The sequence below is a fragment of the Nocardia sp. GCM10030253 genome, assembly GCF_042675075.1.
Lineage (GTDB): Bacteria > Actinomycetota > Actinomycetes > Mycobacteriales > Mycobacteriaceae > Nocardia.
The window spans coordinates 367,861-385,889 of the sequence record NZ_JBHTDL010000005.1 but is presented as its reverse complement, the minus strand read 5'-3'; the positions used below and the strand labels follow the sequence as shown (position 1 = coordinate 385,889).

Annotated in this window: 20 protein-coding genes and 1 riboswitch; of the genes, 12 read left to right on the top strand and 8 right to left on the bottom strand. The window is 66.2% G+C overall.

The features are described from left to right. Window positions 1-216: 216 nt before the first annotated feature. The 4 genes from ACFQZZ_RS10180 to ACFQZZ_RS10165 all read left to right on the top strand — a co-directional run bounded on the left by ACFQZZ_RS10180 (window position 217) and on the right by ACFQZZ_RS10165 (window position 5,511). Window positions 217-840, top strand: a complete 624-nt coding sequence (locus ACFQZZ_RS10180) for an FHA domain-containing protein (protein ID WP_378677297.1) — start codon at window positions 217-219, stop codon at window positions 838-840. A 156-nt stretch (window positions 841-996) separates the two neighbouring features. Next, entirely contained in the window at window positions 997-1,659 is a 663-nt protein-coding gene (locus tag ACFQZZ_RS10175; RefSeq protein ID WP_378677294.1) for a DUF1772 domain-containing protein, read from the top strand. 74 nt (window positions 1,660-1,733) lie between these two features. After that, complete coding sequence (locus ACFQZZ_RS10170) at window positions 1,734-2,675, top strand: esterase/lipase family protein (RefSeq protein ID WP_378677292.1); 942 nt, start codon at window positions 1,734-1,736, stop codon at window positions 2,673-2,675. Window positions 2,676-2,943: 268 nt separating this feature from the next. After that, entirely contained in the window at window positions 2,944-5,511 is a 2,568-nt protein-coding gene (locus ACFQZZ_RS10165; RefSeq protein ID WP_378677290.1) for an ATP-dependent Clp protease ATP-binding subunit, read from the top strand. Between the two features lie 278 nt (window positions 5,512-5,789). Here the strand turns inward: ACFQZZ_RS10165 and ACFQZZ_RS10160 are convergent, their stop codons facing one another. Beyond that, window positions 5,790-6,452: a response regulator gene (locus tag ACFQZZ_RS10160; RefSeq protein WP_378677287.1), complete on the bottom strand. Its 663-nt coding sequence runs from the start codon at window positions 6,450-6,452 to the stop codon at window positions 5,790-5,792. A 34-nt stretch (window positions 6,453-6,486) separates the two neighbouring features. Next, window positions 6,487-7,875 carry a sensor histidine kinase gene (locus ACFQZZ_RS10155; protein WP_378677284.1) on the bottom strand — a complete coding sequence of 463 codons (1,389 nt, stop codon included), beginning with the start codon at window positions 7,873-7,875 and terminating at the stop codon, window positions 6,487-6,489. A 147-nt stretch (window positions 7,876-8,022) separates the two neighbouring features. Here ACFQZZ_RS10155 and ACFQZZ_RS10150 point away from each other — a divergent pair, with 147 nt between their 5' ends. Further along, a complete protein-coding gene (locus ACFQZZ_RS10150; RefSeq protein WP_378677281.1) occupies window positions 8,023-8,925 on the top strand; it encodes an ABC transporter ATP-binding protein in 903 nt (300 codons plus the stop codon). After that, the gene (locus ACFQZZ_RS10145; RefSeq protein WP_378677278.1) at window positions 8,922-9,785 is read left to right on the top strand and encodes an ABC transporter permease; all 864 of its coding nucleotides are present in this window, start codon (window positions 8,922-8,924) and stop codon (window positions 9,783-9,785) included. Before ACFQZZ_RS10150 ends, ACFQZZ_RS10145 begins: the two co-directional genes overlap by 4 nt. Before the next feature lie 11 nt (window positions 9,786-9,796). Here the strand turns inward: ACFQZZ_RS10145 and ACFQZZ_RS10140 are convergent, their stop codons facing one another. Continuing rightward, window positions 9,797-10,435: a TetR/AcrR family transcriptional regulator gene (locus tag ACFQZZ_RS10140; RefSeq protein ID WP_378677275.1), complete on the bottom strand. Its 639-nt coding sequence runs from the start codon at window positions 10,433-10,435 to the stop codon at window positions 9,797-9,799. Between the two features lie 110 nt (window positions 10,436-10,545). Between ACFQZZ_RS10140 and ACFQZZ_RS10135 the strand changes: the two genes are divergently transcribed. From ACFQZZ_RS10135 to ACFQZZ_RS10125, 3 genes are all read left to right on the top strand, one after another. Beyond that, window positions 10,546-11,193 carry an FMN-dependent NADH-azoreductase gene (locus ACFQZZ_RS10135; protein ID WP_378677273.1) on the top strand — a complete coding sequence of 216 codons (648 nt, stop codon included), beginning with the start codon at window positions 10,546-10,548 and terminating at the stop codon, window positions 11,191-11,193. Between the two features lies 1 nt (window position 11,194). Next, a complete protein-coding gene (locus tag ACFQZZ_RS10130; RefSeq protein ID WP_378677271.1) occupies window positions 11,195-11,515 on the top strand; it encodes a DMT family transporter in 321 nt (106 codons plus the stop codon). A 174-nt stretch (window positions 11,516-11,689) separates the two neighbouring features. Next, entirely contained in the window at window positions 11,690-12,130 is a 441-nt protein-coding gene (locus tag ACFQZZ_RS10125; protein ID WP_378677268.1) for an OsmC family peroxiredoxin, read from the top strand. A gap of 63 nt (window positions 12,131-12,193) precedes the next feature. On the opposite strand, the gene ACFQZZ_RS10120 is transcribed toward ACFQZZ_RS10125, so the two are convergent. The 4 genes from ACFQZZ_RS10120 to mhuD form a co-directional block, all read right to left on the bottom strand. Then, entirely contained in the window at window positions 12,194-12,700 is a 507-nt protein-coding gene (locus ACFQZZ_RS10120) for a hypothetical protein (protein WP_378677266.1), read from the bottom strand. A gap of 36 nt (window positions 12,701-12,736) precedes the next feature. Continuing rightward, entirely contained in the window at window positions 12,737-13,519 is a 783-nt protein-coding gene (locus tag ACFQZZ_RS10115; RefSeq protein ID WP_378678338.1) for a CbtA family protein, read from the bottom strand. Between the two features lie 80 nt (window positions 13,520-13,599). Then, window positions 13,600-13,794: a CbtB-domain containing protein gene (locus ACFQZZ_RS10110; RefSeq protein ID WP_378677264.1), complete on the bottom strand. Its 195-nt coding sequence runs from the start codon at window positions 13,792-13,794 to the stop codon at window positions 13,600-13,602. A gap of 30 nt (window positions 13,795-13,824) precedes the next feature. Next, a riboswitch (cobalamin riboswitch) is annotated at window positions 13,825-13,991 on the bottom strand. A gap of 78 nt (window positions 13,992-14,069) precedes the next feature. Then, window positions 14,070-14,384, bottom strand: coding sequence for a mycobilin-forming heme oxygenase MhuD (mhuD, locus tag ACFQZZ_RS10105; protein ID WP_040686177.1), 315 nt, complete (start codon window positions 14,382-14,384; stop codon window positions 14,070-14,072). A gap of 100 nt (window positions 14,385-14,484) precedes the next feature. Here mhuD and ACFQZZ_RS10100 point away from each other — a divergent pair, with 100 nt between their 5' ends. Then, window positions 14,485-15,228, top strand: a complete 744-nt coding sequence (locus tag ACFQZZ_RS10100; protein WP_378677261.1) for an alpha/beta fold hydrolase — start codon at window positions 14,485-14,487, stop codon at window positions 15,226-15,228. A 38-nt stretch (window positions 15,229-15,266) separates the two neighbouring features. Here the strand turns inward: ACFQZZ_RS10100 and ACFQZZ_RS10095 are convergent, their stop codons facing one another. Further along, window positions 15,267-16,160: an A/G-specific adenine glycosylase gene (locus ACFQZZ_RS10095; protein ID WP_378678335.1), complete on the bottom strand. Its 894-nt coding sequence runs from the start codon at window positions 16,158-16,160 to the stop codon at window positions 15,267-15,269. 153 nt (window positions 16,161-16,313) lie between these two features. On the opposite strand from ACFQZZ_RS10095, the gene ACFQZZ_RS10090 reads away from it, so the two are divergent. Together ACFQZZ_RS10090 and ACFQZZ_RS10085 are read left to right on the top strand one after the other, a co-directional pair. Beyond that, the gene (locus tag ACFQZZ_RS10090) at window positions 16,314-16,937 is read left to right on the top strand and encodes a carbonic anhydrase (protein ID WP_378677259.1); all 624 of its coding nucleotides are present in this window, start codon (window positions 16,314-16,316) and stop codon (window positions 16,935-16,937) included. A gap of 122 nt (window positions 16,938-17,059) precedes the next feature. Continuing rightward, complete coding sequence (locus ACFQZZ_RS10085; protein WP_378677256.1) at window positions 17,060-17,734, top strand: hypothetical protein; 675 nt, start codon at window positions 17,060-17,062, stop codon at window positions 17,732-17,734. The last annotated feature ends 295 nt before the right edge of the window (window positions 17,735-18,029 follow it).

Sequence of the window (18,029 nt, the reverse complement as noted above, 5' to 3'; positions counted from 1 at the left end):
CATTTTCGGGCTGCCGCCCGGGCAAATCGTGCGACGCCCGGGCGGCGGCTTCATTTTTTGATAGGTCTTCGATATGGCAAGAAGGCCTGAAGCAGTGACGCTGCCGCGCCGGGTCGAGCCGGGCCGAGCCGATCTTGCTCGCTGAACCGGGACGCGGCACCATGGAACTGTGCGGACGATGTCACTGACGGTATGGAGAGTTGAGGTATCGGCGCAGTGACTGCATTCGTCGGATCATTGTTGCGGTTCACCGATGGCGATGGGCGTCAGCAGGAGCTGATGCTCACCCCGGATCAGCAGCGCGTCACCATCGGCCGTTCCCCGCAGGCCGATTTGGCGTTGCCGTGGGACGCCGAGGTTTCCAGGCTGCACGCCGCGGTCGAGTACCTCGGCGCGCACTGGACCATCGTCGACGACGGCCTGTCTCGCAACGGCACATTCATCAACGGCGAGCGGTTGGTCGGCAGGCGCAGGCTGATAGCCGGTGACCGAATTCGGGTCGGAACCTCGCTGGTGTCCTTCCATGATTTCGGGGGTGTTGTCGACGAGGCAACCCGGACCTCGACCGGCTCGATACCGACTTTGCGCTCGCTCACCGAGACCCAGCGTGCGGTGCTGATCGCACTGTGCCGCCCGTACAAGAACGGGGCCGGCTTCGCCACTCCCGCGTCCAATCAGCAGATCGCCGACGAGCTGTTCCTCAGCGTCGACGCGATCAAGACGCATCTGCGGGCGCTGTTCGCCAAGTTCGGCGTGGAAAGCCTGCCGCAGAACCTCAAACGGGTTCGCCTGGCAGGCCTGGCCATGCAGAGCGGGCTCATTTCCGACCGGGATCTTTGAGCCGCCTTTCCCTCGGTCTACTCCCGCCGCGGCGGGAGTAGACGATCGCGTAGTCGGCCGAGCGTCTCAGCCATGGGGAGCTGTGCTCGGAAACTGTTGACTATGAGTCATGAACGGAGCGATGAGGACTCCGACAGCTTTCACGGAGGAGAACCCATGACCGCCTTTCGAATCGCCGCACTGGTGGCGGCCACCTTCGCCACCGGCCTGATCGCCGGCCTGTTCTTCAGCTACGTCAACTCGGTGATGCCCGCGCTGAACCGCACCGACGATCGGACCATGATCGACGTGATGCAGAAGATCAATGTGGTGATCATCAATCCCGCGTTCATGATCGGGTTCATGGGCACCGTCGCCTTCAGCCTCCTTGCGGCGGCACTGCACCTGGGCAAGGACCATCGCACCACGCTCATCTGGATCGCAGTCGCCCTGGTGCTCAATGTGATTGCCTTCGCGGTGACCTCCGGACTGAACGTCCCGCTGAACGATCAACTCGCCGGCGCGGGTGATCCGGCGGCGATCGTCGATCTGGCACAGGTCCGTGCCGACTTCGAATCCGCGTGGGTCCGTTGGAATACCGTCCGCGCCATCCTCCACACTCTGGCCTTCCTCGTGCTGATCGGCGCGCTGTTCGTCGCCGGTATGCAGCACGCCCGCAACACCGCGTCGGCGACCGGGGCGGCCGTCGATTCGGCGCAAGGCCGCTTCGTCGCCCAGCCGGCGCCGCAGCAGTCGCAGGTGCCGGGACAGTTCTCGGCGCAGCAGGTGCACGGCCAGTACCCCGGTCAGTTCGGCGCCCCGGGTCACCGCTGGACCTGATACTCCGCAATTCCGCCCTTGCTGGGCTGTCGGCGCGGTAGTTTCCTAGAACACGTTCTAATCTGGGAGGCTTCATGCGACGGGCTCCAGGCGCCGCATTAATCGCAATTCTGCTCGCCGCGCTGTGGATCAGCGCGGCGAGTTCTGCGCATGCGGAGCACTATCCGGTCGACTACAACTTCTTCTCCGGCATCCCGAGTGAGCTCATCGACCACGGTGGCTCGCTGCCCGGCTCCAACGACTGGTCCTGCCGCCCGAGTGCCGAGCATCCGAATCCCGTGGTCCTCGCGCACGGCACCGGCGGTGGCGCACAGACGAATTGGGGCGTGTATGTGCCGCTGCTGGCCGATGCGGGCTACTGCGTGTACTCGTTGACCTACGGCGCCTATGAGCTGCCATGGCCCATCTCAGCGGTCGGCGGGATGCTCCCGATGGAGCAGAGCGCGGCGCAGTTCGGCGCCTTCGTCGACCGCGTCCTCGCGGCGACCGGCGCGAGCAAAGTCGATGTAGTCGGTCATTCGCAGGGCACGGTAATGCCGAGCTACTACGCGAAGCGGCTCGGCGGCGTCGACAAGATCGATAAATATGTGTCGATCGCACCGGCCTGGCGCGGTTCCAATGCGGGCGGCGCCGGCGAGATCGCCGCGTTCGCCGACCGGCTCGGCCTCGGCCCCGCATTCGAGGCGACGGTGGGTTCGTTGTGCCAGGCTTGCGTGCAACTCGTCCAGGGTTCGGCCTTCCTGACTCAGCTCAACAGCGACGGTGTCTACGTGCCGACCATCACCTACACCAACATCGTGACCGCATACGACGAGATCGTTGTCCCTTACACCTCGGGAATGGTCCCCGGACCGAACGCCACTAACATCGTTGTCCAGGACGGGTGTGCGCTGGACTTCTCCGACCATCTGGCGATCGCGGGCAGCCCACGCGCCGCCAGCTTAGTACTCAATGCCCTCGACCCTTCCCACCTGCGGGACGTCGGGTGCGAGTTCGTGCCCCCGTTTACCGGTTAACTCCCACACCGCGGATTGCGGGTCGAATCCGGTCGCTGTTCGCTGAGGGCAAAACCTCAGTGGAAACGAATCCCGCAACGTTCACGTTATGAGTGAATGACCGTGCCGTCGCTGGTCCGCAATAGGGTGGACTGGAGGCGGTGGGAACCCCTGCCAACTAGAGTAGAGGCGGGGGCCGCAACCCCCGGGCTTCATGGCAGGCTGGCGCCACAGTCGAACACTGAAGCGTCGGACGCCATAGACGTCGAAGCAGGAGAGTGAGGGAGCGATGTTCGAGAGGTTCACCGACCGCGCGAGGCGTGTCGTTGTCCTGGCCCAAGAAGAGGCCCGGATGCTCAACCACAACTACATCGGCACCGAGCACATCCTGCTTGGGTTGATCCACGAGGGCGAGGGTGTCGCAGCGAAGTCGCTGGAGTCCCTCGGTATTTCGCTGGAGGGTGTGCGCAGCCAGGTGGAGGAGATCATCGGTCAGGGCCAGCAGGCTCCGTCCGGTCACATCCCGTTCACCCCGCGTGCCAAGAAGGTGCTGGAGCTGAGTCTGCGCGAGGCGCTGCAGCTCGGCCACAACTACATCGGCACCGAGCACATTCTGCTCGGCCTGATCCGTGAGGGTGAGGGCGTCGCGGCGCAGGTGCTGGTGAAGCTGGGTGCGGATCTCAACCGGGTGCGCCAGCAGGTCATCCAGCTGCTGTCCGGATACCAGGGCAAGGAGCCGGTCGAGTCCGGTTCCCGCGGTGAGACGGGCACCCCGTCCACCTCGCTGGTGCTGGACCAGTTCGGTCGCAACCTGACCCAGGCCGCGCTCGAAGGCAAGCTCGACCCGGTCATCGGCCGCTCGAAGGAAATCGAGCGCGTGATGCAGGTGCTGAGCCGCCGCACCAAGAACAACCCGGTGCTGATCGGCGAGCCCGGTGTCGGTAAGACCGCTGTCGTCGAGGGTCTGGCGCAGGCCATCGTCAACGGCGAGGTCCCCGAGACGCTCAAGGACAAGCAGCTCTACACCCTCGACCTGGGCTCCCTGGTCGCGGGTAGCCGCTACCGCGGTGACTTCGAAGAGCGCCTGAAGAAGGTGCTCAAGGAGATCAACACCCGCGGCGACATCATCCTGTTCATCGACGAGCTGCACACGCTCGTCGGCGCGGGTGCCGCCGAGGGCGCCATCGACGCGGCCTCGATCCTGAAGCCGAAGCTGGCCCGTGGTGAGCTGCAGACCATCGGTGCGACCACCCTCGACGAGTACCGCAAGTACATCGAGAAGGACGCCGCACTGGAGCGCCGGTTCCAGCCGGTGCAGGTGGGCGAGCCGACGGTCGAGCACACCATCAACATCCTCAAGGGTCTGCGTGACCGCTACGAGGCGCACCACCGGGTCTCCATCACCGACGGTGCCCTGGTGGCCGCGGCGACACTGGCCGACCGCTACATCAACGACCGGTTCCTGCCGGACAAGGCGATCGACCTGATCGACGAGGCCGGTGCGCGGATGCGCATCCGTCGCATGACCGCTCCGCCGGACCTGCGCGAATTCGACGACAAGATCGCCGATGCGCGTCGGGAGAAGGAAAGCGCGATCGACGCGCAGGACTTCGAGAAGGCCGCCCGACTGCGCGACAAGGAAAAGCAGCTGGTCGCCAAGCGCGCCGAGCGTGAAAAGCAGTGGCGCTCCGGTGATCTCGACGTGGTTGCCGAGGTCGACGACGAGCAGATCGCGGAGGTGCTCGCCAACTGGACCGGCATCCCCGTCTTCAAGCTCACCGAGGAGGAGACCACCCGTCTGCTCCGCATGGAGGACGAGATCCACAAGCGGATCATCGGCCAGGAGGATGCCGTCAAGGCCGTCTCCAAGGCGATCCGCCGCACTCGGGCCGGCCTGAAGGATCCGAAGCGTCCGTCCGGTTCGTTCATCTTCGCCGGTCCGTCCGGTGTCGGTAAGACCGAGCTGGCCAAGTCGCTGGCGAACTTCCTGTTCGGCGACGACGACGCGCTCATCCAGATCGACATGGGCGAGTTCCACGACCGCTTCACCGCGTCGCGGCTGTTCGGTGCCCCTCCCGGGTACGTCGGCTACGAAGAGGGCGGCCAGCTCACCGAAAAGGTGCGCCGCAAGCCGTTCTCCGTGGTTCTGTTCGACGAGATCGAAAAGGCCCACCAGGAGATCTACAACACCCTGTTGCAGGTCCTGGAGGACGGTCGTCTCACCGACGGCCAGGGTCGGACCGTGGACTTCAAGAACACGGTGCTGATCTTCACCTCGAACCTCGGTACCTCGGACATCTCCAAGGCAGTCGGTCTCGGCTTCACCCAGAGCAGCGCCGAGGGTTCGAACTACGAGCGGATGAAGCTCAAGGTCAACGACGAGCTGAAGAAGCACTTCCGCCCCGAGTTCCTCAACCGTATCGACGATGTCATCGTCTTCCACCAGCTCACGACCGACCAGATCGTGCAGATGGTGGACCTGATGATCAACCGCGTCGCCACGCAGCTGAAGAACAAGGACATGGCGATCGAGCTGGCTCCGCAGGGCAAGGCGCTGCTGGCCAAGCGTGGCTTCGATCCCGTGCTCGGCGCTCGGCCGCTGCGTCGGACCATCCAGCGCGAGATCGAGGATCAGCTCTCGGAGAAGATCCTCTTCGGCGAGATCGGCCCAGGCCAGACCATCGTGGTCGACGTCGAGGGCTGGGACGGCGAAGGCTCGGGCGAGGACGCCAAGTTCACCTTCACCGGTAAGGCGAAGCTGACCAAGGAGCCCGCGACCGAGGAGAAGCCGGAAGTCGTGCTGACCGCCACCGCCGCAGGCGAAGGCGCTCCCGAGACAGCTGCCTCGGGCGAATAAGCTCCCGCCGCATCGAAAGGTCGTCCCCCACTGGAATCCAGTGGGGGACGACCTTTTTCACGTCTTGTAACTGCTGAATCGGGCTATCGCGCGAACCTGGTCAGGACCGGCGCGAAGTCGCGGGCGAGCTCGCCGGGGACGACGAGTTCGTCGATTCCGTACTTCTCTCTTCGGGATTCGAGTACCTCGGCGACGGCAGGCGGGTCGAGTCCAGCACACCCGCCGCGCCGTCCGCCCGCAGTCCGTCAGCGGTGAAGCCGAGCCGGGAAAATCGGCCGCTATTGCCAGCCGGGGCGGACCAAACCGGATTCGTAGGCCATGACGACGAGTTGGGTGCGATCGCGGGCGTCGAGCTTCATCAGGATTCGGCTGACGTGAGTGCGGGCGGTGGCCGGGCTCATGAAGAGGCGCTCGCCGATTTCGGCATTGGTGAGGCCTTCGGCAACCAGGGCCATCACCTCGCGCTCGCGGTCGGTGAGCTCGGTGAAAGCGGCGGGCGGTGGCTGCTTGGCGTGTGCGGAGAATTCGGCGATCAGGCGGCGGGTGACGCCGGGGGACAGCAGCGCATCGCCTGCGGCGACCACCCTGACGGCGCGCACGAGGTCGGCCGGTTCGGTGTGCTTGACCAGGAAACCCGTTGCGCCCGCGCGCATTGCCTCGAAGACGTACTCGTCGAGTTCGAAGGTGGTCAGCACGACCACCTTCACCTCGGCGAGCTTCGGATCCTCCGCGATCATTCTGGTGGCGGCGAGTCCGTCGAGGATCGGCATCCTGATGTCCATCAGCACCACGTCGGGGGCGAGGCTGCGGGTCATCCGAACGGCTTGTTCGCCGTTGTCGGCCTCACCGATCACCTCGATGCCGTCCTGGGCCTCGAGCAGCGCGACGAAACCACCGCGTACCAGCGCCTGATCGTCGGCGACGAGCACCCGGATGCTCACCGCGGCTCCTGATTCCCGCTGCGATGGTCTGTCATCACACCTCCTGGGTGGTGGAACCGCTGGGGTTGCCCGCGTCCTGTGCCTGCACCGTGGACGGTAGCCGGGCGGCGACCCGGAACCCGCCGCTCGGCCGTGGACCCGCGGTGAGTGCGCCGCCGAGAGCGTGCGCCCGCTCCCGCATGCCGATAACGCCGTTGCCCCCGCTGGATCCCGACCTCGATTGAGTGCCGGTGGGGCGGGTGTTGTCGACGGTGATGTCGACCGACTCCGCCGTGTAGCGCACAGTCACCGTTGCCGCGGCGCCGGGCGCGTGCCGCACCACGTTGGTGAGCGATTCCTGGATGATCCTGGCCGCCGCCACGTCGATCACGCTCGGCAGTCGGTGTGCGGTGCCGATGACCCGCGTGTCCACGGTCAACCCCGCCGTGCGTGCCCGCTGCAGCAGGGTGTCCAGATCCTCGATGCTCGGCGCCGGCGCCCGTGGTGCGGGAGGCGGACGGAGCGGCGCTGCCTGCTCGTCGGTCGGCCCGCGGTCCGCGGCACCCGAATTGCGTTGCGCCCGCCTCGAATCGCGGTCGGCATCGCGGCCCGCCGCGGACCCTCGTGCGGTGCCGTTGATCCGGTCGCGCGGTTGCTCGGCAGGTGCGTCATCCATCTCGGCGGCCGTCGCGCCTGTGCGGATCGAGTGCAACAACGTGTGCACCTCGGCCAATGCGTCCTTGCTTGCGGTCTTGATCGCGGCAAGCGCCGACGCGGCCTGCTCGGGCTTCTTGTCGAACAGTTCCAACGCCACCGATGACTGCACATTGATCAGGGAAAGGCTGTGTGCGAGCACATCGTGCATCTCGCGTGCGATGGCGAGACGCTCCTCGCTGGCCCGCTGTTGCCGCTGCGCCTGTTCGTCGCGGCGAGCGGCCTCGGCTCGCTGCCTGCGCGCCACCAGCACCGCCTGTCGCTGTCGGATGCCCTCGGCGATCGAAATCAGCACGCCGAGCCAGGCGATCATCCCGAACGCCAGCCACGGGTCGGCGGGGTGCCCGACCACTGTGGGCAGCGGCCAGACCAACGCGAGATAGCCGATCGGCACGATCGGATATGTCCACCAACGCGATCCGATGACCGCCGCGGAGATGAAGGCGATCACCAGCGAAATGAAGATCGGGCCGTAGCCGTATCCGCGCAGGAGATATACCGCGCAGGACGCGATCGTCACCAGCAGCACGGGCAGCGGCCGCGATCGCCGCAAAAGGAGCGCAACAGGTCCGACGAGCAATAGCGCATAGCCGACCATGTCCAGCGAGTGCACGCCGGTTTGGCGCAAGTTGGCATTACGCCCCCCGGCAAGCTGGATCACCCCGACGGCGAACGCGAGGACCCAGTCCCGTACGACCGGGCCACGTTTCGATTCCCCTGGCGCTGTCACCCCTGCAGCCTATTAGGCCGCACCCCGCTCAGCGTCCGCCGCGCTGCGTATTCGCTGGGTACGTCACGGGCGTAGGCCCAGATACGTACGGCGATACGCGCCGCGCGACGGATGTGGCGGACCTGGCCGTTGGCGGATTCTCGACGCATGACAGATTCCACCGTGGTCACCGCAGGGCTGACCAAACGCTACGGCGCCCACGCCGCCGTCGACGGCGTGAGCATGAGTGTCGGGGCAGGCGAGATCTACGGATTCCTCGGCCCGAACGGGGCGGGCAAGACGACCACGCTGCGCATGCTGGTCGGCTTGATCCGCCCGAGCGGCGGCACCGCGAAAGTGCTCGGCCATCCGCCGGGCGATCCGGCGGCGGTCCGCCGGATCGGTGTCCTCATCGAGGGCCCCGGCTTCTATCCCTACCTATCCGGCCGCGACAACCTGCGGGTGCTGGCGAAATACCGTGGCCGCGGCCGCGCCGACGTCGAGGAGGCGCTGGACCGAGTCGGTCTCGCGGGCCGCGCCGACGACAAGTTCCGCACCTACTCCCTCGGCATGAAGCAGCGCCTCGGCGTCGGAGCGGCCCTGCTCGGTCGTCCCGATCTATTGATCCTGGACGAGCCGACCAACGGCCTCGACCCGCAGGGTATGGCCGAAATGCGGGAGCTGATCACCACGCTCGCCGGTGACGGGCACACCGTGCTGCTGTCGAGTCACATGCTCAGCGAGGTACAGGAGATCTGCGACCGGGTCGGCGTGATCTCCGGCGGCAACCTGCTTGTGGAATCCACCGTCGCCGAATTACGCGGCGCCTCTTCGCTATTGCTGCGTGCCGAGCCGCTCGAGCTGGCCTTCCCCGCGGTGCGGCGGGTGGTCGGTGACCGTTCGGCGCTGCTGACGGCGGGCGGTATTCGGATCGAATCCGGCGTCGAGACCGCACCGGCAGTCGCTCGCGCGGTGGTCGAGGCCGGTGCGGATCTGCTGGAACTTCGGATCGACGAGAAGTCACTCGAAGAAGTCTTCTTCGAAATGACTCGGCTGGAGGCGGCGAAATGAACGGGCGGGCAATGAAAGACCTGATGGCGTGCACGGGAGCGGAGCTGCTTCGGCTGCGGAAGTGGCCCGCGTTCTGGATCATTCTCGGAACCTGGATTCTGTTGAATCTCACGTTCTCGTACCTGTTCAACTACCTCGCCTATAGCTCGGGCGAATCGTCGCAGATGTCGGATGGGTTGCCGAAAGATGTGCTGCTGCAGCAAATGCTGCCCGCGGCCGTCCCGGAAATCTTCACCCAGGGCATGGCAATGTTCGGTGGTGCGCTGATGCTCATTCTCGGTGCGCTGACCATCGGAAGCGGATATGGCTGGGGCACGTGGAAAACGGCGCTCACCCAGGGGCCTTCGCGGGTTGCCGCGGTCGGCGGTGCGGTAATGAGCCTGGCGTTCGTGGTGGTCGCCTTGGTGTGCGTCGCATTCGCGGCGGATATCGGGGTTGCGTCGATCATCGCGGTGTCGCAGTCACAGTCGCTCACGTTGCCCGGTTTCGATCAGACGGTGAACGGAATCATTACCGGCGTCGCGATTCTCGGGATGTGGACGCTGGCAGGCGCGTTGATCGGAGCAATCGCCCGCGGTCCCGCGCTGGCCGTCGGACTCGGCCTGGTCTGGGTGCTGGTGGTGGAGAACCTGCTGCGTGGCGTCGCTGGCATCTTCGCGCCGATCGAGGTGATCACCGATCATCTGCCCGGCACGGCCGCGGGCTCGATGGCCGGTGCGATGCGCACGGTGCAGGGGCCTGCGACACCGGGCGTGCTCGATATTCTGTCGCGGACCGAGTCGTTGATCGCGCTTGCGGTCTATGTGATGGTGTTCGTCGCGGGCACACTGTGGCTGGTGCATCGGCGGGACATGGCCTGATCAAAAGCCGATCAACGCGTGGCCGCGCCGATGGTGAAATGCGCCAGCTTGTTCAGTGCCGCCGTAATCTGCGCGGCACTCAGCCCGCGTCCACGCTGGTGCTGAAATACCTCTGCGGCAAGCGGCGCGAGTAGCGGATCCACCAGCGCGTCAGGATCTGTTACGCCCGCCGCGACCAGCAGCGCCCGCACATGCAGATACCAGAACCCGTATGCGCCGGTTCGGAACCGCGCCCCTCCGGTCTCGGCGCCGAGCACCAAATGCGCATGCGCTTCCAGTAATTCGACCATTGCCGCGTAGAAGGCCGCGAGCCGCTCGTCCGGGGGTGCGCCGGGCCCGAGCGGCGGATCGCCGCGCAGCAATTTCTCCTGCAGCGCGTGCTCGTGCTCGTCCAGTAGCGCGACGGCGATCGAATTCTTGTCCGGATAACGGCGATACAGCGTGCCGCGCCCGACGCCCGCCGCCTTGGCGATGTCGTCCATCGTCACGGTGCGCGGGTCGCGGGTGGCGAACAGTTCGGCGGCGGCCGCCAGCACCTTGGCTCGGTTGCGCGCCGCGTCGGTGCGCTCGGCGGGCGGGGGCGTGGTCGCCTCCGATGGCGTCGTCGCTCCCAGCGAAACGCCGGTGAGCAGGTCAGATCGGGGTTCCATGTCTGCGACTGTAGTCGACTCGGGAACAACTGGACAGGATGTCCACTTATCGCCTAACGTCATTGTGGATGCGAAATGGACATAATGTCCAGTTAATTGGAGGTCGGAAAATGAGCACACTGCTGCATCTCGATGCGAGCGCCCGCCGTCGGTCGATCAGCCGAGCGGTGAGTGCCGCCTTCGCCGAGGCCTGGCGCGCCGAGAATCCGGAAGGCGGCTACGTCTACCGGGATCTGGCGGCCCATCCGGTGCCGTTCATCGGTGAGGCATGGACCGAGTTGTGCGATACGGTGCTCGCCCTCGGCCGCACCGACCTGGATCGCCTCCCGGAGTTGGTGCGCACCCCGGCACAGGCCAATGCCTTGGCGATCGCGGCCCCGCTGCTCAGGGAACTGCTGGCCGCCGACGTGATCCTGATCGGCACGCCGATGTACAACTACTCGATCCCCGCCTCGCTCAAGGCTTGGCTGGATCAGGTGACTTTCCCTCGGATGTCGTTGGGACACAGGCGATTCGTCGTCGCCACCGCCCGCGGCGGGTCCTACTCACCGGGTGCTCCCAAGGCCGCGTACGACTACCAGGAGCGCTTTCTGCGTGACTTCTTCGCAGGCCACTACGCCGTCGAAGACACCGTTTTCGTGAACGCCGAACTGGCCAACTCCCGCCAGGACCCGCTGATGGCGCAACTGCGCGGCAAGCACGACGCGTCCTACGCCGCCGCCATCGAGGCGGCCGGCAACCTCGCCAAGGAGTACTGACATGAACTGGATCGTCCTCGGCGTCGCAGGTCTAGTGGAGATCATCTGGTCGCAGAGCATCAAACCGACGGAAAACTTCACCCGCTTCGTCCCCACCGTCATCTGCTTCGTCCTTGGAGCTGTCGCGGTATACCTGCTGTCCCGCGCCATGCAGACCCTCCCCGTCGGCACCGCCTACGCGATCTTCACGGGAATCGGCGCCGTCGGCGCGATCGGCCTCGGCATCGTCGTCAACAAGGACCCGCTCAGCGCGGGCCGCCTGCTGTCGCTGTCGCTGATCCTCGGCGGCATCGTGCTGGCCCGCGTCACCAACCCGGAGTAACAGCCGGATGCGGCGGTAGCGTCCAACGCCCAAAACCCAACCAGCACTCCACGTAGGACCTGAGCGCAGATCTCGCGGCACCCAACTTTTGTAGGTATGGCCTAGAGACGTGGAGTGGCGGATAAGCGTAGGTTCGAGCGGATCGAGATTCCGAACATCAGTGAAAGGACCGTGATGCCCACACGTACCGCGCGCACCGCTTGGACCGGCACCCTGCAGGAGGGTTCGGGACAGGTCGAGCTGGCCAGCTCTGGAGTCGGCAAGTACGACGTGTCGTTTCCCAAGCGTGCCGCCGACGATGCCGACGGCACGACCAGCCCGGAGGAACTGATCGCGGCGGCGCACTCCTCGTGCTTCGCGATGGCACTCTCGGCGCAGATCGCCAACGCGGGCGGCACCCCGGAGAGCCTGGATGTCACCGCCGACGTCACCCTCGGCCCGGACCCGGACGGCGGATTCCGCATCAGCGGTATCAAGCTGACTGTCCGCGGCCGGGTCTCCGGCCTCGACGCCGACGGCTTCGCCGCGGCGGCGGCCGCCGCGAAGGCAGGCTGCCCGGTCAGCAAGGCTCTGGCTGGCGTCGACAACATCACCCTGGACGCCGCCCTCGCGTAAACAAGTCCTCGTATGACTTCCCGGTTCCTCGCACCTGCCCGATGTGCGAGGAACCGAGTGGTTTTACGAAGACGACCGGGCCGCCGCGCGAAAGTAGCGACGCGCGCTGGGGTGGTACATCGCGGGGATCGCGATCAGGACGGCGAGGACATGTCCGGTTCGGAAGATTCCGTTGATCACCGCCGACGGGCCGAGGTTGTCGAAGAGGTCGCCGATTTCCTTGGCGGACAACGTGGCGGCCGCGGGCTCGATGATCAGCGAGGCGAGGCCGACTACGCCGATGCCGATGGTGAGGACGACGCGCGCCCAGCGGGCACCGTGCGTCATCCGGATGGCGACGGCGAGAACCACCAGGTAGATGCAGCCGCGCATGGCTAGACCGGTGGCGAGCGAGCCCACATCGGCGTTCGGGCTGTCGAGCTTTACCGCGACATAGGTGAGGGCCTCGCCGACGCCGCAGAGCAGCGCGACGACGAGGCCGGTGAACGCCACCGAAATAGCGCGCGGCGGGCGGACGGGATGGTCGGCGCGCAAGGGTGCTGGCCAGACGGAGAAGGCAGTGCCGGTCATGAGACCAACACTGCCTTCGATACGCCGAACTCCGGATCAGCCCGCGGTAGCGACCTGCTCTCGTACCGGAGTGCTAGTGCGCATTGCGAATTCGGTGAGTGCCGCGAAGCCGAGGCCAAGGCACGCCCACAACGTGGCAGATTCGGCCAGCGAGGCGGCACGGAACTCCCATAGCAGGCTGGCCGGGAAGTCTGCCGCCACCTCGTTCACGCCGGGCAGCAGGATATAGCCGACCGCAGCGATCAGCACGAAGGCCGCGACACCTCCGATGAGCCGGAATGTCTCGAGCTGTGCGGTAAGGGCTTTGTAGACGAACACGCCGATCCCGACGGCCGCGAGGCCGAGCAGTACCGCCGCCACCCACAGCCAGGTGCGTTCGTTGATCGTTTCCGGATCACCCACCGCGGGCGGGTTCGCGGGGTACTTGAAGAACGGCACGGCCACGATCGCGGCCCAGCCGCCGATGGCGAGGCCGATCGCGAGCCTCGGCCCGGACAGCGTGGTGTACCGGCGGGCGAAGTGCGCGACCGCTGCGAAGATGGCGCCGAACGCCATTCCGGCGAGGCCGAGCGCGAGGAACTGACCTGCTTTCTGCCCGGTTCTGCTCACCAGCGGTTCTTCCTCGTCGCCGTGCGAATGCCCTGCGGTCGACTCGGCGGGTTGAGCTGCCTCTTCCTTGGCGGAGTTGGCCTCTTCGATGGCAATGGCGGCGTCCACTTTGGGCTCGCCGACGAAGTAGCCCACCGTGCCTGCCAGCAGACCGGCGATGAGGCCGGCCAGCAGGCCGCGTAACAGTAGGGTTTTGAGCGAACCGAGCATGGGGACGGCAGCCGACGGAGTCGGCGGGGTGGGTGAATTCAGGGGGACGGCAGCCGACGGAGTCGGCGGGGTTGGTGAATTCAGTGGCACGGGACACCCAGCAAGTGACGTCCGTCGTGCATCAGCTCATGCATGTACATCCCGCTACGCGAGATGGCGCCCTGGTCGAAGCCGACCAAGTACAGCGTGAGGAGTGCGAGAAGAACGACACCTACTGCGACGAGCAGCGTTGCCAGCGAATCGGTTGCCCGGCTGGGTGAATGCGCGATGGCCATTCGAATCCTCCTAGGGATGCGCGTCCCGTCGAGTGGTCGGTGCGATGGTGCCGGTGTCTGGCTTTCCGGCACCTGGGCTCGAAATGACCCCTCGATGCATGGAACACAGTGGCGCGACCGCTCCGGATTCGCACCGGAATTACCACGTCACCATCGCGTTTGTCATTCGAACTGTGACACCTGGAGGCACCCGCCGTCAACACCGCCGACGGGATACCCACGCCGCGGTACGCGTGTCACCCGGCCGCGTCGGCAGCCGGGTGCGCGCGTCTCGGTCAGGAGGCAGACTTCGCGGCGACGTCCAGCACGACCTCGAATTCCAGCAGGGACGCACCCGTGGAAACCGGCTTCTGCCGCTCGCCCGCATGCGCCTCACGCGCGGGCCCGTCTCGCCACGCCGCGAAGGACTCCTCCGAATCCCACTGGGTGACAACGAAGTACCGGTTTTCCCCGGCGACCGGCCGCAGCAGCTGGAACCCGAGGAACCCGGGCGAGCCCTCGACCGCGTGCGCACGATGAGCGAACCGCTTCTCCAACTCGGGCCCCGCGCCTTCAGGAACCTCGATTGCATTGATCTTCACAACTGCCATGCGTTCGACAATACGTTTCCCGATCACGCGCGAGCCCTGGAGCGCCGCCTTTTGCGACCAGCGCGCCGCAAGCGCATCCAAACAAAGCAAAATCAACACTGTGTTGCATGACGAAGGTGGCGTAGGGGTGCCGATCCTGCTCCTACACGGATTGATGGGCAGCGCCCGCACCTGGGGCGACCAGTTGGAATGGCTGCGGGGACACGGGCATGTCTATACGTTCGACGCCGCGGGGCATGGTCGACCGGCGCCAGACGAACTGACCACCGAGGCCTTCGTCGACGACCTGGCCGCGGCGACCGCGCAGATCTCCGAGCCCATGGTGGTAATCGGGCATTCAATGGGCGGACTGCACGGCTGGGTCTTCGCGGCGCAGTATCCGGAGCGGGTGCGTGCGCTGGTTGTCGAGGACATCGCACCGGATTTCACCGGACGCACCGCTCAGGATTGGGCGGCGATGATCGAGGCATGGCCGCCGTTTCCGGACGAGCGCGCGGTGCTGGATTTCTTCGGCCCGGTGGCCGGACGGTATTTCCTGAACTCGTTCGAACACGGGCCGGACGGCTATCGGCTGCACGGTTCGGTCGCCGCTTTCCGCGATATCTCCGAGGAGTGGGGCACCCGCGACTTCTGGGCGCAATGGAAGGCGATCACGGTGCCCGCACTGCTGATCGAGGGCGAATTCACCATCACTCCGGAGGGGCAGATGTGGCAGATGGCCATCGTGCACCCCGACGCCGCGTACGTGAAGATCCCGAATTCCGGCCACCTGGTGCACGACGACCAACCCGAGCGATATCGCGCGGCGGTCGAGCGGTTTCTGCGTCGAGTCCTCGGTGCGTAGTCGGCCCCGATGCGTAGTCGGGCCGCGGTGAGTGGCCGTCAACAGGCGGGGTGCCCGCCCTCGCCCGCGAGTGCGAACAGGCCCTCCGCGGTTTGTTCGATCAGCCCGTCGATGAGCAGTGAATCCAATGCGCGGTCACGTTGTCCGGGATCGCGAGTCCAAGCCAAGTCGAGGCGCACCCGTTCCACCGGCCCGGTCGCAGCACGCAGTACGTCGAGCAGCCTGCCGCGCGCCTGCCGGTCGGTGCCTTCGTATTTCTGCGTGCGACGAACCACCTCGGATACCGGCCTGCCCGCGGCCACCCACGCGCACCGCGGCAGTGGACAGCGGTTGCAGTCGGGGGTGCGTGCGGTGCACACCGTCGCGCCGAGTTCCATCAACGCGGCGGAAAATACCGCGGCCCGGTCGATCTGCTCGGGCAGCAGCGCTTCGGTCTCGGGCAGATCGCGCGAAGACGGGTTGCCCGCCTCGGCGCGGCCGTGCACCGCGCGGGCGACGACTCGGCGAACGTTGGTGTCCACCACCGGGACTCGCTGACCGTAGGCGAAGCAGGCCACCGCACGCGCGGTGTACGCGCCGATTCCGGGCAGCCCGAGTAGCAGGTTCACATCGGCGGGCACCTCGTCGCCGTACTGCTCGGCGAGCATCCGCGCGCATTCGTGCAGTCGCAGCGCGCGGCGCGGATACCCGAGCTTGCCCCACGCGCGCAGCACCTCGGCCTGCGACGAGGCCGCCATGGCCGATGGCACCGGCCAGCGCGCCACCCACTCGCGCCAGATCGGCTCCACCCGCACCACCGGCGTCTGCTGCAGCATGATCTCGCTCATCAGAATCTGCCATGCCGTCACCTCGGCCCTGCGCCACGGCAGATCCCGCGCGGTCTGCTCATACCAATCCAGCAACACTTCAGCATCGATGCCATCGAGTGCAATCTTGTTCTTGATCAGTGCACCCACGCTGTTGTGCGCTGCGCCACCCTTCTGCACCGCCCTCACCGTTCCTCGTGTGTTTCGGTCAGTCGATATTTGCCAACCCGTAACGAACCGAACTCGCTGGTAACCAAAGTCATGTGCACAATGAACGGTATGCCTGATTCCAATCCGATCAGTGCCTGGAAATCCCTCCGTGAGGGAAACGAGCGCTTCGTCAACGACAGCCTGCTGCATCCTAGCCAGGGCGCCGTCGACCGAGCCAAGCTCGTCAGTGGCCAGCACCCGTCCGCAATCCTGTTCGGTTGCGGTGACTCTCGCGTCGCGGCCGAGCTCATCTTCGACCAGGGCCTCGGCGACATGTTCGTGGTGCGCACCGCCGGCCACGTGGTCGACAGCTCGGTGCTCGGTTCGATCGAGTACGGCGTGCAGGTGCTGAACGTGCCACTCATCGTGGTGCTCGGGCACGACAGCTGCGGCGCGGTGAAGGCCACCATCGACGCGCTGGACGGCGGCGAGGTACCCGGCGGGTTCATTCGCAGCGTCGTCGAGCGGGTCACCCCGTCGATTCTGATCGGCCGCAGGGAGGGACTGTCCACCGTCGACGAGATGGAGGCCAGGCACGTGGTGGAGACCAGCAGGCTGCTCATGCAGCGCTCGATGATCATTTCGCAGCGCGTGGCCACCGGCGAGTGTGCGATCGCTTGTGTCACATACAAGCTGGCAGACGGTCGGGTGAAGTTGCAGCGTGTCGTCGGCAACATCGGTGAGCTCGTCTGAATCGATCACCCAAGCATTTTCCCAGCGTGCGGGCCCAAACTTGGCCGCCACGTTCGCGTTTTCCACCCCGACACGCCGGGGTCCTGAGTCGCTGCGCCCGATCGTGCCCTTACCGTTGAGGCGTGCTGGAACCGAATGGACCGCTGCCTCCGGAGATCTATTGGCGTCGCCGCGTTCTCGCCATCGGAATCCTGGTCGTGGCGCTCGCGCTGGTGATCTGGCTGGTGGTCATGTTCGCGCGCGGTGGCAATGCCCCCGGGAGCACGAGGGCTGCGGCGAGCTCGTCGTCGGTGACCACGGCCATCGACGGGTCGTCGGTCAAGCCGTCGACCAGCGCGGAATCGAGTGTGCCGAAGCCCTCCGGTAGCGCGTCGGCGGCCCCGAGCGGCGTCCCGGTGGCGCAGGGACAGTGCCCGGATCAGTCGCTCGCGGTGCGGGTGACAGTGGAGCAGCCCACCTACAAAATCGGTGAGACCCCGGTATTCGGCATCGTGATCACCAATATTTCGACGGCGCCGTGTTCTCGCGATGTCGGCTCTGGACTGCAGCAGGTTTCCGTGCTCACCCTCGACGGCCAGCGCAGGCTGTGGTCGAGCACCGACTGCTACCCCGACGGGCAGCCGGACGTGCGGACGTTGAATCGCGGTGAGCAGGCGGCATTCACCGTTACCTGGTCGGGGTCCACCTCGCAGCCCAACTGCGCAGGCGACCGCGTCCCGGTACCCGCGGGCGCGTATGCCGTTGTCGCGCAGCTGGGTTCGGTGCGCAGCTCGGTAGAGCCGTTCAATATTGCTTGAGTTTATGGCGGTGCCTTCGGCACCGCGTGTTCGCGGCCCCCTTGGTCTCGCTTCCGAGCGGGCGAGACTCGCGCCTGCGGCGCATGCGCTTCGCCCACTCGGAAGCGGGACGGGCCGCGAACTCTAGTGCTCGGTCTCGCTTTGCTCGGAAGACGGGGTCGTGGCGAGTGGGGGTGTTGGTGGCGATGCCTGCGGCCTTGTTGGATGCGCTTGCGGTGCGCGGAAGGTGGGTGGGTGGGTGCAAACCGCTTCGTAAGTTAAGACTCGCTCCGTGAGGGGTAGGGCAGGGGTGCGG

What these genes read in the sequence shown, in the direction of transcription:
- ACFQZZ_RS10090 (WP_378677259.1), top strand. Translation starts at nt 16,314, where the DNA reads ATGCCTGATTCCAATCCGATCAGTGCCTGGAAATCCCTCCGTGAGGGA.
- ACFQZZ_RS10110 (WP_378677264.1), bottom strand. Translation starts at nt 13,794, where the DNA reads ATGGCCATCGCGCATTCACCCAGCCGGGCAACCGATTCGCTGGCAACG.
- ACFQZZ_RS10130 (WP_378677271.1), top strand. Translation starts at nt 11,195, where the DNA reads ATGAACTGGATCGTCCTCGGCGTCGCAGGTCTAGTGGAGATCATCTGG.
- ACFQZZ_RS10115 (WP_378678338.1), bottom strand. Translation starts at nt 13,519, where the DNA reads ATGCTCGGTTCGCTCAAAACCCTACTGTTACGCGGCCTGCTGGCCGGC.
- ACFQZZ_RS10145 (WP_378677278.1), top strand. Translation starts at nt 8,922, where the DNA reads ATGAACGGGCGGGCAATGAAAGACCTGATGGCGTGCACGGGAGCGGAG.
- ACFQZZ_RS10140 (WP_378677275.1), bottom strand. Translation starts at nt 10,435, where the DNA reads ATGGAACCCCGATCTGACCTGCTCACCGGCGTTTCGCTGGGAGCGACG.
- ACFQZZ_RS10170 (WP_378677292.1), top strand. Translation starts at nt 1,734, where the DNA reads ATGCGACGGGCTCCAGGCGCCGCATTAATCGCAATTCTGCTCGCCGCG.
- ACFQZZ_RS10125 (WP_378677268.1), top strand. Translation starts at nt 11,690, where the DNA reads ATGCCCACACGTACCGCGCGCACCGCTTGGACCGGCACCCTGCAGGAG.
- ACFQZZ_RS10135 (WP_378677273.1), top strand. Translation starts at nt 10,546, where the DNA reads ATGAGCACACTGCTGCATCTCGATGCGAGCGCCCGCCGTCGGTCGATC.
- ACFQZZ_RS10150 (WP_378677281.1), top strand. Translation starts at nt 8,023, where the DNA reads ATGACAGATTCCACCGTGGTCACCGCAGGGCTGACCAAACGCTACGGC.
- mhuD (WP_040686177.1), bottom strand. Translation starts at nt 14,384, where the DNA reads ATGGCAGTTGTGAAGATCAATGCAATCGAGGTTCCTGAAGGCGCGGGG.
- ACFQZZ_RS10175 (WP_378677294.1), top strand. Translation starts at nt 997, where the DNA reads ATGACCGCCTTTCGAATCGCCGCACTGGTGGCGGCCACCTTCGCCACC.
- ACFQZZ_RS10165 (WP_378677290.1), top strand. Translation starts at nt 2,944, where the DNA reads ATGTTCGAGAGGTTCACCGACCGCGCGAGGCGTGTCGTTGTCCTGGCC.
- ACFQZZ_RS10120 (WP_378677266.1), bottom strand. Translation starts at nt 12,700, where the DNA reads ATGACCGGCACTGCCTTCTCCGTCTGGCCAGCACCCTTGCGCGCCGAC.